We start from the raw sequence: 14,440 nt of genomic DNA, 5'->3' as shown, positions 1-14,440 counted from the left end.
ACGCAGAATCAGACCAGCGCGCCAGATTCTCCTCAGACAAGGCGCGCTATTTAAAATCGGCATAAGGCACCAACGCCTGCGGTGGCATCGCCAGATCGCCTTGCCATCCTGCGGCTGAATAACGCAGATAAATCAAACCGTGGCTTGGCGTGTAATCTTCAGCTTGCTGGATATCAATGCCCGCGCCAATAAACCAGTTTGCGGTCACGCGTCGCTCTAGCAGCGCCTGCAAAGTGTAACCGATACCGCGACTGGTGCTGCTTTCTGACAGGGGATTCGAGGCCAGCATAAAGCCCGGATTCAGCGGATAGCGCCGCTGCGCATCACGATGAGATTGCGACCATGAAGCTGAACCGCCGAGTTCATACGACCAGTTTTCCATGCGCTGCCGCCAGCTCACCGGCAGCGAGAAAGAGAGGTAGCGCTGCGGACTGTAATAACCGCCCTGACCAAAGCTGTAACCGCTGAGATCCTTCTGGTAATGCCACAGCATGCTGTTCAATCCGACGGTAGCGCGGCGATTGTCTTCATTAATCAGCTTGTAGTAATAGCCGCCCATTACACGTTCGCGGCTATTATCCGCAACGTTTTCACCGCTAATCTGATGCGCGCTTACATCGCCCCATATACCCTGTGCGCCGCCGCGATCGTAACTCAACCCCATTCCCCCGCCGGTGGCGACCACGCCGCCAACAGTTTTTCCGCCCTGTGCCGAGGGATCACGCGTACCCGCAAAAGCCAGTAACGAACTGGAGATGGGACGCCGTGAGGCGTTGATAACAATGCCAACCTCTTTCAGATCGGTTTTCCAGCTGATGCCGCCGACCCAATTTGTCACCGCAAAGCCCAGCGGCGTGGTGCCGACATCCGCCGACCAGCGATCACTCTTCCAACCGATGCCGACAGCCGTGCCTTCGTCGCGTTGGGTAAAGTCTCGGCTACAGCCGCCAGAGTTGGCGTCATTACAACTGCCGAACAGGGCGTCATGCGTACCGTTCGCGTGAGCAAAGCTCCCCGCCGAGAGCTGTACATGATCGAGCCGGACAAAAGTGCGTCCTGCTGCCAGCGGCGTGTCGGCCTGCAACAAGGTGGTGTGCGCGGTAAAATCAGAAAGTCCGCCGCTGCCTTTATTACGTGAATAATCCTGTTCCAGCGTCAGCGTCGTCTCTTGCTGACGATAAAGATCGGCGGCATCGCGGCGAATGCTGCGTTTTAGCCAGTCATCCTGCAATTCATTGCGCGTTAACGCCGTTAAGCTCTCGCTATTTTCCGGCCGTGTTGCCGTGATGCCGCTGGCGACCATCGCGTCACGATAATCATTAAGCGCCGCCGTGGACTGCTGCTGCGTCAGTTCAACGCGTGCCGCATCTCGGTAAATCAATGCTTTATCGGGTGAAGGCGGATCAGAAGCCACGCGAAGCTTTAGCGCCTGAAACAACTGCTGCGCGCGTGTTGTTTCGCCCACCTGCTGCCAGGCCAGCGCGATACGACGTTCGCTGTTACTGGTTTGCCGTTCAGTAGAAGGCAGTTTTTGCAACGCCTTGTACGCTTCCGACTTGTGTTTTAAAACAATTAGCGCGTCGATACGGCCTAATCTGGCATCGCTGTTATCCGGTTCTTTTATTAAAACTTTTTGATAGGTATCCAGCGCCTGTCGCGCATCGCCTCGCTCCAACGCCCAATCCGCTAACAGCATGTCGCGGCGCGTTGATACAGGCTGCTGAAGCAGCAAAGCCGTTGCGGCCTTTTCCTGGCCCTTTTCACGCAGCGCACGCGCCTCAGCCAGCAGCTTGTCCTGCATCAACCGAGCCGCCAATGCCCGCATATTATCGTCCCATTTTGCCGACGGCAGCCGGTGCATGGCGAAAAGCGCGGCATCGCCATCGTCATGGCTGGAAAGATAAAGCGCAGCGGCATAATGAGCAGTCACATCGTCAGGATGGTGATTCAGCAGCGCGTGCATGATGCCATCGCCCTGCTTCTTCTCGCCGCCGTTGTGCAGCGCACCCGCAAGGCGATAGTTAAGCCAGACATCATTCGGGGTTAACTGTGCCGCCTGTTGATACTTCACCGCAGCCTGCGCCCAATGGGTTTGCTGCGCCAGCGCATCACCTTCTGCACGCAAGGTATCGCTATGTAAATCACGTAATGTTTCTGCTAATGCAGGCTGCTGCGCGGCGGGCAGGCTACTCATAAATTGCAGCGCACGTGCCGGAGATTCGCTTTGATAAAGCCCAATCAAGCGACGAATGGTGGTGATATTGCTACGATCACGCGTCAACGCCTGCTGCCAAAGCTGCTCTGCTTTCTGGCTATTTTTACACGCCAGCGCCACGTCACCGAGGCCAATCAGCGCATAACTGTCGCGATCGTCAAGCGTCTGCGCCGTACGATAGTACTGTTCTGCCCTGTCGATATCCTTTTTTGCCAGCGCCTGATCGCCGTTCTCAATCGCCAGCCAGTAACGGTTGGTTTGCAGCAGCGATTGCCATTTGCCAAGCTGTGTACTTTGCTGCCCAGCTTTTACTGCGCGTTCCAGCCACCTGATTGCGCTGGCACGATGATTGACTCGCGCCTGTGCCTGGCCCATTGCACCCAGCAATTCGGCATCGTCGGGATGCGCTTTGATCGCTGCCGTCAGCGAGGGAATAGCATTCGCGCCGCCGCCAGCCTCGACTAATGCCAAACCACGTACGCGCTGGCGATAAGCGGGATCGGCCAGCAACGTTTGCTGGCGCGTAAGCTCTTCTTCACCTTGCCGCTGCTCGTCACCGCTGTTGAAGAGACTGAGATAGTGTTGCAATGCAGCCACGCTGCTGTCGCTGACGGGCTGATTACGGATTTGCGTCAGCCACAGCTCTGCTGCGGCCACGCGACCTTCATTGATGTTGGCAAGACGACGCAGTTGCGTCACCGCTTCAGCAGGCTGTTGGTGTTCAAACGCCATGCGTGCCAACTGCAGTTCAACGCTGATGTTGCCCGGATAACGCTTTTCCAGCGCCTGCAACTGTTGGTATGCCGTCGTTTCATTGCTGGGTAAGCGCGCCACCAAACGCCAATATTCCAGTGCCATACTGACATCAGGAAAAATCCCGGCAAATTGCGCATCGTAAGCGGCTTTGGCTTCTGCCAGCCTTCCCGACGCCGCCAACAAGCGTGCTTCCTGCAATTTTTGCCGCCCCTCGCCTGACATCATCTTCAGTCCCGCCGCCGACTCACGTGCGGCTTCAGAATCTGGCGCGACATGACGCAGTTGCGCCATCAGGCTCTGCGCCTGCGTCAAATCGCCCTGATGCAGTGACACGCGCAGGCGTGCCGCCAGCACCTGCGGATTTTCAGGGTCGATTTTTTCCAGTCGATAGAGCGATTGCTGAACTAAGTCGTACTTGTTGATCGATTCACCGGTGCGAATCTGCGTAAGCAACCACGCCATCGGCGAAACCTGTGGGCCCGAAGCCTGGGCGGTTAACGCGCCCAGCAATCCGCTCAGCAGCAGGCTCAGACGAATATTATTCATCATCATCTTCAGCTAAACGGCGGCGGCTCACCATTCGCATCAGGCGCCATGCCATCAGCGCAAACAGCACCACCACAATCACCGCGCAGGAAGCCAGCCAGAAAGGATGCGTTGCCAGCGCGTTCCATAAACGTTCCCACCACGGCAGATGCCCAACGTAATAACTTTCGCCAACGCGCAGGCTATCAACACCCGATTCACGAATAATGGCGGCTGAACCAAACACGTTGCCACGCTTGCTGCTGTCGAGCATGGCGCTGTTCAGCAAATCCCAGGCGCGCGGGCTGCCATCCGCCAGCAAAGCCACCACGCTACGCTGCGCATTAAACGGCGACTGGAAGCCGATAATCGCTGCCAGCGGGCCGCGTGAGCCAATCGTGGTGGTGCTTTCGACCTGACGATCGCTGCTGTTTTGCGCCGTGATATCCGACAGCGGCTGGCGCATCGGCTTGTTCATCCAGCCCTGCGCGGCTTCAACCAGCGTATTGATCGTGCGTTCATCCTGCAGATCCGCCGGAATAGTGCCGATCATCAGAAGATCCCTGTCCTGCTCTTTCGCGTTGCGCCAGTCGTCCGTCAACTGCACCCGCAGCGCCGGATAACCGGTTTGCGCGCCCATATTGCCTAGCGCATCGAGCAACGTGGTCATCTGTTGCTGACCGGGATTTTTATTCACCAGCACCAGCGTTTGTGATAAGTCAGCGTATCGGCTGAACGGGAAACCGGCATTGGCAAAGGCGCGCAGCGACGGCATTTCGATGTAATGGCGATAACCGGAAAAATCGATGCTTGAACTTTCGTCAATTACCACATGATGCCCAACCGGCGCGACAGTTTCGCAGCGTCCGTCGGCGGTGCCGCCAATAAAGGTATTGGCGTAATCGAAATCAAAACGCAGCTGATTCACTACGCCCAACCGCAGCGCCGGAATGGTGAGCTGGCGACTGCTGTCCTGCAAACCCTGAATCAATGAAAGGCGCAGGATCTGTTTATCCGCAGTATCTTTGGGTTGCAGTGGATAATCCTGCATAAACTGGTTGTTAAGATGCACCGCCAGCCGCGATCCATCTTGTTGGATCGGCGCACTGTAGCGGTAAATCAGATCCATATCGATGCCGCGTGCGCGCACTAAAAAGAGATCGGGCGGCAGGTTAAGCGTCAGGCTAATCGGATTGGGCTGCAGTCCGTCAGATTGCAGCTGATTTTGATACTGCGTGAGCTCCGCAAACGTAGTGCGTCGGTCAGTTCGCACCCAGCTCGGCGCGTCATACGCTTTGCGCGGTTCACGTAATTTAACGCTGTCGATTGTGGAGGTGTCGCCACGCAGCAGCAATTCACCCTGCGCAATCCCTTGCACGGCCGTGATCAAATCATTGTCATCACGCCCCAGAATCAGCAGCATTTTTTCATAAGGATTGCCGGGCTGGCTGACAATCTCTACCGTTGGCTTGCTGACTGACGGATGATCATTGAGGAAATCTGGGCGCTGCGCGTTGGTGGCAAACACCACCGCATGCTGCTGCTCGGGTAGCTGGTTATACAACACCGGAAACGTTTGACCACGCCACGCAGCTTTACTGCCAAACCACGAGGCCAGCATCGCCGCAGCGCGCTGTTGGTTAAGCGTGGGTTGGGTGCTGAATACCATCGGCAACGTCAGCGGACGCGCATCGCGGGCATCAAAGAACGGTTCCGGGAAATGCGAAAGATCATCTTTTAACGGCAATTTTTGCAGCGTTAAATCAAGGCGGCTCTCTTTGCCAATATCCAGCCAAATGGTGCTGTTGGCCGGGTTTTCGCAGACGTTCGCGTAATGGCCTACCAGCTCAAGCCGAATACGGTTGAAATCAGCAATGAAGCGCGGATCGAGTGAAATCTGCGTTTGGTTGCGTTTTCCCAGCTGGTCGGCGGTTAGCGTCACCAGCCCCACCATCTCATCATTAAGGTAAATTTTCAGCTGTGATAGCGTCGGGATCAGCGCGGGAGACGGGCGATAGCTGAGATTCAGCAAGGCTCGCGTCACCACTTCATCACTGCGCACACCAAATTCAATCTGGCTGGTGGTCTGGGTACCGCGTAGCGCCATGCTGCCTGGCGACGGGGCAACCTGAGCAAAATTCAGTAGGCTGTCACGCAGTGGCGCATTCGGATCGCTGGCTGTCGCTGTCAACGCAATCGGTGCTGCTGCAGCGTAAGTTGGCATCATCGGACTCGCGGGTTGGACTGCTAAACAGCTCAGCGTCGCGGTGCCCATCAGCAGGGCGGTGAACCAACCGGTTAATCTTGTCATGGTTATCTCAATCAATGTGTTGAACTGTCACGCCTGTTGGCGCGCACTGACGCTTTTTGGCAGCAGCGAGGCCAGCCAACTCAGTAGTCCGGTAAGCAGCGTAAACAGCTGACGTAATTGCGGCGGCCCATACTCTGCCAGGCGCAGATAGCCTTTGAAGCCCAGCACCATAATATCGGCAAGACTTTGCACCGGTTTATCTTCGGGGAAACCGTCCTGCCACAACGCCCAGGTATCGGCGCGAGCAAACGTGCACTGGATAAATTCGATGTGTTGTTCGGTGCTCAGTTGATGCAGCCGAATCCCGGCGCGACGCCCAAATACGCGCTGTACTTGGCAGGGGAAACTGAACTCCTGCTGTCCGCGCCGTAACAGTAAGTGCACCGCTTCATCTTCCACCAGCGCGTCGGCTTCGCGCAGTTCAACGCCGACGCCACCATCCGAATAGTCGCGCAGCGTACACGGCACCATGTGACCATCTTTGCGGGCAATCGCAGCGGGCATGGCAATTTCTACGCGGTGCGCTTCGCGTATCTGCCGCGCCTCTACCGATACCGCGACCGCACCGCCCAGAATCACCATGTTGTAAATCACCCAGATCAAGCTGACCCAAACGGTGAGGATTTCTGTGGTTGGGCCATTCGCCATGCGCCAAAACGCCATGCCAATGCCCGCCAGGTTGATCAGCACCAGGCACATATAAGGACGCGTGATGACCCAATCGAGATGCTGTTCCGCCACCAACCCACCTTTGGCCGTGACGTTAAAATTACCTTTGTGTGGATTAAACAGCGCCACCGTCGTTGGCCGGGCGATATACCAGGCAAGCACGGTTTCATAGACCTCGCTCCAGAAAGAGTGACGCCAGCGGCCCTGAATACGTGAGTTGGTCATGCTGGTGTGCAGCATGTGCGGCAAGACATAGAGGGCGATCGCCAGTGCGGGCGCATAAATGATGTAGGCGTGGAACAGCAAAAACGCTAACGGCGCGAGCAGGAAGATCAGCCGTGGAATCCCCGCCAGAAAATGCAGCATCGCGTTGGCATAACAGAGGCGTTGTACCAGTTTCAGCCCTTTGCCAAACAGGGGATTATCCAGCCGGAAGATTTGCACCATGCCACGCGCCCAGCGAATACGCTGACTAATATGCGCAGAGAGATTTTCTGTCGCCAGCCCCGCCGCTTGCGGAATACGAATATACGCAGACTTGTAGCCGCGACGATGTAAACGCAGCGACGTGTGAGCATCTTCTGTCACGGTTTCAACGGCGATGCCACCAATCTCATCCAGCGCGCTACGGCGCAACACCGCACAGGAACCGCAGAAGAATGTCGCGTCCCAGGTATCGTTGCCATCCTGTACCAGGCCATAAAACAGCGAACCTTCGTTAGGTGTACGACGAAAGCGACCCAGATTGCGTTCAAACGGATCGGGAGAGAAAAAGTGATGCGGCGTTTGCAGCATCGCCATTTTTTCTTCTTTTATGAACCAGCCCATCGTCATCTGTAAAAACGAGCGGGTTGGGACGTGATCGCAGTCGAAAATAGCAACGTAATCACCCTGACAGCGGGTTTGTAAGGCATGATTGATGTTGCCCGCCTTGGCGTGTTCATGGGTTGGACGTACCACGTAATGCACGCCAACGCTGGCCGCAAACTCGCCAAAATCGTCGCGCGTGCCGTCATCCAGCAGGTAGATATTCAGCTTCTCTTTCGGCCAGTCGATACCCAGCGCGGCATAAATCGTCGGCTTCACCACGCTCAAGGGTTCGTTAAACGTCGGCACCAGCAAATCCACGCTCGGCCACTGATCGACGGGAATCGGCATTGTCATCGGCTGACGATTGAGCGGCCAAAGCGTCTGGAAGTAACCCAGCACCAGCACCGTCCACGAATAGGTTTCCGCCGCAATCAGCAACACGCCAAAGCTCAGACTCAGCGGATCGTCCCCGTTAAGCGTTGAGGTATAGCGCCACCACAAATAGCGGCAGGAAACGGTTAACGACAGCACAATCAACATGATGGTGGATAAACGGCCCGGTACACGACGCACCAGCATCGCCAATCCCCACAGCAATAGCACAAAAATAAATTGCGTCATCAAGCCAAACGGCTGAGAGATACAGAGCAGCGCCAGCAGCGTCGTACCCATAGCAACGATGATAAACAACACGCGACGCAGGGTGGGTGAAAGACGGCGTAACCGTTTTTCTGCGCGTTGACTAACGCCTTGCGCATCCATGCGTTCAGGCAATTGTCCCAGCCATTGATACAAACGTTGACGCCAGCGGAACAGCGGCTGAAACGCGTTAAGTCGCAGACGTTCGCTGCGGACGCTGCTATCCAGCGGCAAAAACAGCAGCAGCCAGAAGCTTTGTAGCAGATAACGCAGAATATCAAGCGGCCGCGGCCGTTCGGGCGAGATATGTGGATAAAGACGACGGCGATCCTGAATCACATGTTGCCAGGCTGGCGTTTCAAAGCGTAAAAAGGCCCAACCCAGCGTGCACCATAGCAGCTGCAACACGCTGGCAATGACAGACGCGTCATGTTGACGTGCGCCGCTATAACGCCGTTGCAGCGCCTGACAAACCTGAGGGATCAATAGCCAGCGCAGCGGATTCACTGACGCACTCCCGCTATATGCAAAATCAGCCAGTTCGCTAACGTGGTGATCTCTTCGCTCGCCAAGGCGTGTGGACGATACTCACCCAGCGGCTGCTTCATCATCAGTGATTCTGCCAGTGCTTCATCCCGATGAATCAGCACCGGGATCAGGTGGGTGAGCGATGCCAGCCACAGCTGATGCAAATCCTGCTGCAATTTGCTGTTAGCATTAAATTGGTTGAGTAAAAAACGCGTATTGGCCGCAAAGGTATGTTGATGTAAACGCAAATGGCAATTGGCATCCGGCGTTAATACCTTAAGTACGCAGTCAGCCTGCGCCAGCAGAGTGTGATGCCAGGGCAAGCTGATGGCTGGGATATCCAAAAAAAGCCATTGATAGTTGCGTTTCAGGACCGGAATGGCGTTGAGCAGTTCGGCGGCGATCTCGCCATCCTGCTGTAAAAGCGTTAAGTCAGATTGATGAATGAGCTGACCAAACGGCAGCAGATCAAGGCCAGCCTGATAGCGCAGTGCGCTCTCCTGCCAGCGTTGTCCGTCGCGGATTGCCTGCATCCAACCGCGTGTCGCGGTAAGCGGCGCGTTGAAATGCGCCGCCAGCTGGTTTTCAGCATCACCATCAATGGCTAATACCGATTCGCCCAACGCGGAAAGCGCCCAACTCAGCGCCGCAGTGAGTGACGTCGCGCCAGTCCCGCCGCGCAAACCCTGAATCACCACCGTTGGCATTAGCGCTGCTGCTCCGCGACAACAGACGCTAATTCCGTCAGCAATGGCCAGCGCGCCACGATGCCCGCCAGCCGTTCTTCACGCGCAATATCAATATAGTGAAAAGTCTTGATCGCAAAAGCTTCTCTCAAGGCACTGATATCATCTTGCTGCTCACTGGCAGAGGTCACCACTGAAAAGGTGTTTTCAATATTCATTACTCTTCACTACAAAAAGTTTGTCACAAAGCGTTCGCCACAGAACTTTTTGTCACAAATAAGCGACGCAAGTTAATGTGCAGTTTTATTATTTAAATTTAATACAGGCATGCTGCGTTACGCCGATCATAAATCATTCAGAGGTATTCTGTCATAGCGTATTTTTAAATATCTTCGGTTACATTCGCCGCTTTCTATAATAAGCTAGCGCTGACTGAATGAATCGCGATACTTAAATGAAAAACTCCTCTCTACTGGGCCTGCAACAGGTTCAGCCAGAATTAATGGCAATGCAATCACCGGGATGTTATTGGGTTACCTGCCAGCGTCAGGAAGATGCCCGACACTTTATTCGTCAGGTGATCAGTGCTCAACAGTCAGCAACGCTAATCAGTGCTGATGAAGCACCTCGCGCCTTACTGACACCCACACCCGCAGCGGGCCCCGATCGTATTCCGCTGTTTTCGCTACCAAAAAATAAAAAAAGCCTGCTAAAACTCGACAGCGATTTAGCGCGAACTCTCAGTAATAAAAGCGGCCTGGTGCTGTTTTATACGGATTCGCTTCTATGGGATAAATTATCCGCTGAAGAATTGACGTTATGGATGAAACGTATCCGTAGGGTAATAACAAAAAAAGCATTCACCTTTTTAATCATCACCTTTGGCTCCACAATTATTAACCTTCGTGACAATCTTCAACGGTATTTTCGGCAGATTGACGGCGTCGCACATTTAGAATTCCAGCAAGATAGTTGGCAATATCGAATTAATTGGTGGTATTCGACCGATAGATTGTTGGCAGATCGTGCATTGCGCTTAAAACAGCATAATGAATGTTTTATTGCCGTTAATGAAAAAGAACAGCCTGAACCTTTAAGCCGTGATGATGTAACCCATTATCTCGCCGATAAAATTGTACTGGAAGGGGCCCCACCGCTATCAAAACAGTGGGTTTTATTCGCGGATAATGAGCAGGTTTTTTCCCGCGCACAACAAGCCAGTGCGGCAACGGTCATTTTTAGCCTGACGCACACAGAAGAGATCAACTCGCTGGCAAAACGTGTGCATAGCCTGCGCCGTTCACGCGGTAACGGCTTAAAGATTGTCATACGTGAGATGAAAACCAGCCTGCGCTACAGCGATGAACGCCTGCTGCTGGCGTGCGGTGTCAATGCCATCGTGCCGTCAACGGCACCGATGTCACGTTTCCTGACGACGCTGGAAGGCTTGCAGGGTTTGCAATTCAGCCGACACGTTCCGGGCAATCTTGACGCGTTGATCAGCGCATTGCAGCCCTTGCAGCAAAAGGGGTATCTCCGGTTGGATGCCTTTTGCCTGGCGGTGTCGCAGTTGATGTCGAATACGCTGCTGCCAGAAAACGATAAAGGCTTGTTGGTCGCGCTGCGTCCCGTCCCAGAGCTAAAGACGGAACAGATTCTGACGCTGTGTAAGCCGCGCCGCTACGGTGATTTAGTCACCACGCTGGACGATCGCGTCTATCTGTTTTTGTCGTCTTGCCGTTTCAACGATCTCGATACCGCGCTGACGTTTATCTTTTCGCTGCCGCACGATCAGCTTTTTGCTAATCGGGTGCTGTGGTTTGAGGATCATCAAATCCTCGCTGAGGTTGGCAAGATAAAAAATGTCGTGCCTGATTCCCTGCGCGAAATGCCGCTGTTGATGGAATCGACGACTGTTGAAAAAATCACGACTGGCGCGACGCGTATGCCGTTGCGCCGCATACCGCAACCCGTCTCACTCAATCTTGAGGGGAAAAGACGCTGATGAACTTGATGGATAGCGTGCAGATTGCGCTGCTTGTTCTGTTTCTTTTGTTATTTTTGAAGCCGTTATATCGCCACTGGTTGCCACGCCGCTGGAACGGATTCCTGAACCGCCTGTTGCCTGCACGTGCGTTGAAGTCTCACGGTTACTGGCAGCGAGAATCCTCGAAAAAGGATGTGAAACGTTAATGCATCACCACACACATGATTCCGCCTCCTCTACGTTGCTGTGGAACGGCTGGCGTGGGTTGGGCGGCTGGAATTTCTACTTTCTGCTTAAGTTTGGCCTGTTATGGTACGGCTACCTGAATTTCCATGCGCTGACTAACCTTGTCTTCCTTGCCTGGCTGCTGTTTCCGCTGCCCTCTTTACGCCTGCATCGTCTGCGCAATGGGCTATCAATTCCGCTGAGTATTGCGCTGTTCTGGCACGATACCTGGTTGCCAGGCATGCATTCCCTGCTCAGTCAGGGCGATCAGCTGGCGGGATTCTCTGGCGCGTATCTGCTTGATCTGACTAACCGGTTTATTAACTGGCAGATGATCGGTGCGGCTTTCGTGTTACTGGTGCTGTACCTGTTTGTTTCGCAGTGGGTTCGCATTTCAGTGCTGGTTTCGCTGATGCTGATTTGGCTCAATGTCATGAATTTTGCCGGTCCCTCGTTCGCATTACTGCCGACGAAAGCCGCCACGCCAGAAGTGGCACGTAACGTTGCGCCGGGCGAAAAAGCCGTCGTTAATTCGTCAGACCCGCTCGATCAGTCTGCACCGCCCAGCAGCGCTAACTTGACGGCCTGGCTCAACCGTTTTTACGACAGTGAACGCCAGCGTGTGACAGAATTCCCTGCCGCGCTTCCGGCGGATTCGCAGCCGTTTGATATTTTAATCGTCAACATTTGCTCGCTGGCCTGGTCAGATGTTGATAGCGCTCAACTGCGTAATCATCCACTGTGGCAGCACTTTGATATTGTGTTGAATAACTATAACTCGGCAACCGGTTACAGCGGCCCGGCCGGCCTGCGTTTACTGCGCGCCAGCTGTGGGCAAACCTCGCACAGCGATCTCTATAAGCCCACCGATCAGCGCTGCTACCTGTTTGATAATCTCGCTAAGCTGGGTTTTAAACAGCAGTTGATGATGGATCACACCGGCGTGTTTGGTGGCTATCTTAAAGAGCTGCGTGATTATGGTGATTTGCAGGCACCGCTGATGTCGCAAGTGGGTATCGCACCTGCGCTGACGTCGTTTGAAGGGTCGACAGTGTTCAATGACGCGCAGCTTATGCAGCGCTGGTTAGATGAACGCAGCAAAAGTAATGATGCCCGCAGCGCGACTTTTTATAACCTGATTCCGCTGCATGACGGCACGCGTGAACTGGGCAGTAGCCAAACCGCCGCCTGGAAACCGCGTGCGCAGCAACTGTTTAACCAACTCGATAGCTTCCTGAATAATCTGGAGAAATCTGGCCGTCGAGTCATGGTGGTGGTGGTGCCGGAGCATGGCGCAGCGTTGCAGGGTGACAAAATGCAGATGTCAGGTTTACGCGACATTCCCAGCCCCAGCATCACACATGTGCCGGTAGGCATTAAATTTGTCGGCATGAAAGCACCCCATCAGGGGCAGCCGTTAACGATTGATACGCCCACCAGCTTGCAGGCGATTTCAGCGCTGGTTTCGCGGGTAATTGATGGCCAGGTATTTAATGCGCCGAATGTGAATATGTCAGCCTTGACCGACAATCTGCCGCAAACGCCTGTGGTCTCTGAAAATGATAATGCGGTGGTGGTGATGTATCAGGGCAAACCCTGGATTCGCCTTAATGGCGGCGATTGGGTGGCTTATCCGCAGTAGGGATGCTGGTCCCAACCTTTTTAAGTGCGAGGTCGTCTGTCCCCCACCTCAATCCTCTTAAGTGCGGGGTCGTTTGTCCCCCACCTCAATCCTCTTAAGTGCGAGGTCGTTTGTCCCCCACCTCAATCCTCCCCCATAAATGGGGGAGGAAGATGCTGCCATATGTTAGTGATGAGGCTGCATGTGGCAGCGTCTCCTTCCCCCGCGGTGCGGGGGAAGGCTGGGATGGGGGGCAGCGCGCAGAGGAGGTCGTTTGTCCCCCACCTCGGTCCTCCCCCATAAATGGGGGAGGAAGATGCTGCCATATGTTAGTGATGAGGCTGCATGTGGCAGCGTCTCCTTCCCCCGCGTCGCGGGGGAAGGCCGGGATGGGGGACAGCGCGCAGAGAACAAAAAAACGCGCAGAGGACAAAAACATGCGCAGAGCACTTAACTCAGTGCTTATCCTGAAGCGCCAGCCACGTCAGTAACTGCAGGCTAGAGGAGAAGTAGTTCTGATCCGGGGCGAGGGTATCGCTGATGTAACCGGTTTGATTCATCGTCAAATCCCGCACCGCTAACAATCCACCCTCGAGGTTATAAGGTGCTGGCGTATTGGCCAACACATCAAACCAGGCAGGCGTTTGCTGACGACTGTAACCCTGCCAGACACGCTGGAACGGCCCCAATGCCAGGCTTTGCGGATCGTACCACCAGATATTGAGCGGAATACGAATCGCGTCATAACTAAAGCGGTTGGAATAGCCCAATGCGGGTGCCAGCGATCCATCCGCGTTCAAGGCTACCCAATCCAGCGGCAGGCCGGTTTTGCCGAAATGCATTTCGCTCAGCAAATCGTTGCCATCATCGATCAGTTTGCTCCAGACCTGAAGATGGCTGCGCTGCGCGAACGCCTGCCAGGCCGCAAACAGGAAATAAGACGGATTCAGCACCACATAGCTGTTTTTATTAAAGCCCTGCGCACCCGGCAGCATCACGGTATGGCCGCCAAAGGTGATCACATTGAGCTTCACAATGGCGCGCTGAATACGATCCGAAGCCTGCTGATACTCATTTGCCTGCCATTTCTGCGCTGCACGTTGCAGCGCCCAGGCAATCAAGACATCGCCGTCTGAAGCATTGTTTTTATCCGCAACAGGATTGTCGTTGCCCGGTGTGTAGCGCCAGTAAAACAGGTCGTTTTGTGCATTGCGCAAATGCGTTTGCGTCCACAGCCAAAGCTGGTCAAAAGTGGCGCGATCATCATTAGCTACCGCCAGCAACATGCCATAACCCTGACCTTCGGTATGGCTGACGTTGTTATTCGCGGTATCAATGATGCGCCCTTCTGGCATCACAAAGCGGCTTTTGAACGTATCCCAGCCACTCGCACTAGCTTGCACGCTAAAAGCCATTATCAAACAATAAAATAGCCATCTCAGGCAGACCTTCGCTCTCATTCCAACGT

General features: G+C 54.5%; 9 protein-coding genes. 3 read left to right on the top strand and 6 right to left on the bottom strand.

What is annotated here, in order from left to right:
• Positions 1 to 46 precede the first annotated feature (46 nt).
• Genes bcsC through bcsR form a run of 5 tightly spaced genes read right to left on the bottom strand, consistent with a single transcriptional unit; the run spans position 47 to position 9,357 of the window.
• Positions 47 to 3,517, bottom strand: coding sequence for a cellulose synthase complex outer membrane protein BcsC (bcsC, locus tag ACF2G4_RS15110; RefSeq protein WP_409075979.1), 3,471 nt, complete (start codon positions 3,515 to 3,517; stop codon positions 47 to 49).
• Positions 3,510 to 5,807 (bottom strand): cellulose biosynthesis cyclic di-GMP-binding regulatory protein BcsB, encoded by a 2,298-nt coding sequence (gene bcsB / locus ACF2G4_RS15105; protein WP_409075082.1) that lies wholly within the window; start codon positions 5,805 to 5,807, stop codon positions 3,510 to 3,512. Before bcsB ends, bcsC begins: the two co-directional genes overlap by 8 nt.
• A gap of 27 nt (positions 5,808 to 5,834) precedes the next feature.
• Entirely contained in the window at positions 5,835 to 8,432 is a 2,598-nt protein-coding gene (gene bcsA, locus ACF2G4_RS15100; protein WP_409075081.1) for a UDP-forming cellulose synthase catalytic subunit, read from the bottom strand.
• Positions 8,429 to 9,160 carry a cellulose biosynthesis protein BcsQ gene (gene bcsQ / locus ACF2G4_RS15095; protein ID WP_243079738.1) on the bottom strand — a complete coding sequence of 244 codons (732 nt, stop codon included), beginning with the start codon at positions 9,158 to 9,160 and terminating at the stop codon, positions 8,429 to 8,431. The genes bcsA and bcsQ overlap by 4 nt, the downstream gene beginning before the upstream one ends.
• Positions 9,160 to 9,357 carry a cellulose biosynthesis protein BcsR gene (bcsR, locus tag ACF2G4_RS15090; protein WP_215848007.1) on the bottom strand — a complete coding sequence of 66 codons (198 nt, stop codon included), beginning with the start codon at positions 9,355 to 9,357 and terminating at the stop codon, positions 9,160 to 9,162. Before bcsR ends, bcsQ begins: the two co-directional genes overlap by 1 nt.
• 236 nt (positions 9,358 to 9,593) lie before the next feature.
• Between bcsR and bcsE the strand changes: the two genes are divergently transcribed.
• The 3 genes from bcsE to bcsG are packed head-to-tail and all read left to right on the top strand — an operon-like array spanning position 9,594 to position 12,993.
• The gene (gene bcsE / locus ACF2G4_RS15085; protein WP_409075080.1) at positions 9,594 to 11,144 is read left to right on the top strand and encodes a cellulose biosynthesis protein BcsE; all 1,551 of its coding nucleotides are present in this window, start codon (positions 9,594 to 9,596) and stop codon (positions 11,142 to 11,144) included.
• The gene (gene bcsF / locus ACF2G4_RS15080) at positions 11,144 to 11,332 is read left to right on the top strand and encodes a cellulose biosynthesis protein BcsF (RefSeq protein ID WP_215848008.1); all 189 of its coding nucleotides are present in this window, start codon (positions 11,144 to 11,146) and stop codon (positions 11,330 to 11,332) included. Before bcsE ends, bcsF begins: the two co-directional genes overlap by 1 nt.
• Positions 11,332 to 12,993: a cellulose biosynthesis protein BcsG gene (bcsG, locus tag ACF2G4_RS15075; protein ID WP_243079741.1), complete on the top strand. Its 1,662-nt coding sequence runs from the start codon at positions 11,332 to 11,334 to the stop codon at positions 12,991 to 12,993. The genes bcsF and bcsG overlap by 1 nt, the downstream gene beginning before the upstream one ends.
• A 434-nt stretch (positions 12,994 to 13,427) precedes the next feature.
• Here bcsG and ACF2G4_RS15070 read toward each other — a convergent pair whose 3' ends face one another.
• Positions 13,428 to 14,432, bottom strand: coding sequence for a glycosyl hydrolase family 8 (locus ACF2G4_RS15070; RefSeq protein WP_409075079.1), 1,005 nt, complete (start codon positions 14,430 to 14,432; stop codon positions 13,428 to 13,430).
• Positions 14,433 to 14,440: the final 8 nt, after the last annotated feature.

The sequence above is a fragment of the Pantoea phytostimulans genome, from assembly GCF_046118715.1.
Classification (GTDB): domain Bacteria; phylum Pseudomonadota; class Gammaproteobacteria; order Enterobacterales; family Enterobacteriaceae; genus Pantoea; species Pantoea phytostimulans.
The sequence above is the reverse complement of the archived record's forward strand: the minus strand, read 5'-3'. Positions and strand labels throughout refer to the sequence as shown.

What these genes read in the sequence shown, in the direction of transcription:
- bcsQ (WP_243079738.1), bottom strand. Translation starts at nt 9,160, where the DNA reads ATGCCAACGGTGGTGATTCAGGGTTTGCGCGGCGGGACTGGCGCGACG.
- bcsE (WP_409075080.1), top strand. Translation starts at nt 9,594, where the DNA reads ATGAAAAACTCCTCTCTACTGGGCCTGCAACAGGTTCAGCCAGAATTA.
- bcsB (WP_409075082.1), bottom strand. Translation starts at nt 5,807, where the DNA reads ATGACAAGATTAACCGGTTGGTTCACCGCCCTGCTGATGGGCACCGCG.
- bcsR (WP_215848007.1), bottom strand. Translation starts at nt 9,357, where the DNA reads ATGAATATTGAAAACACCTTTTCAGTGGTGACCTCTGCCAGTGAGCAG.
- bcsC (WP_409075979.1), bottom strand. Translation starts at nt 3,517, where the DNA reads ATGAATAATATTCGTCTGAGCCTGCTGCTGAGCGGATTGCTGGGCGCG.
- ACF2G4_RS15070 (WP_409075079.1), bottom strand. Translation starts at nt 14,432, where the DNA reads ATGAGAGCGAAGGTCTGCCTGAGATGGCTATTTTATTGTTTGATAATG.
- bcsG (WP_243079741.1), top strand. Translation starts at nt 11,332, where the DNA reads ATGCATCACCACACACATGATTCCGCCTCCTCTACGTTGCTGTGGAAC.
- bcsF (WP_215848008.1), top strand. Translation starts at nt 11,144, where the DNA reads ATGAACTTGATGGATAGCGTGCAGATTGCGCTGCTTGTTCTGTTTCTT.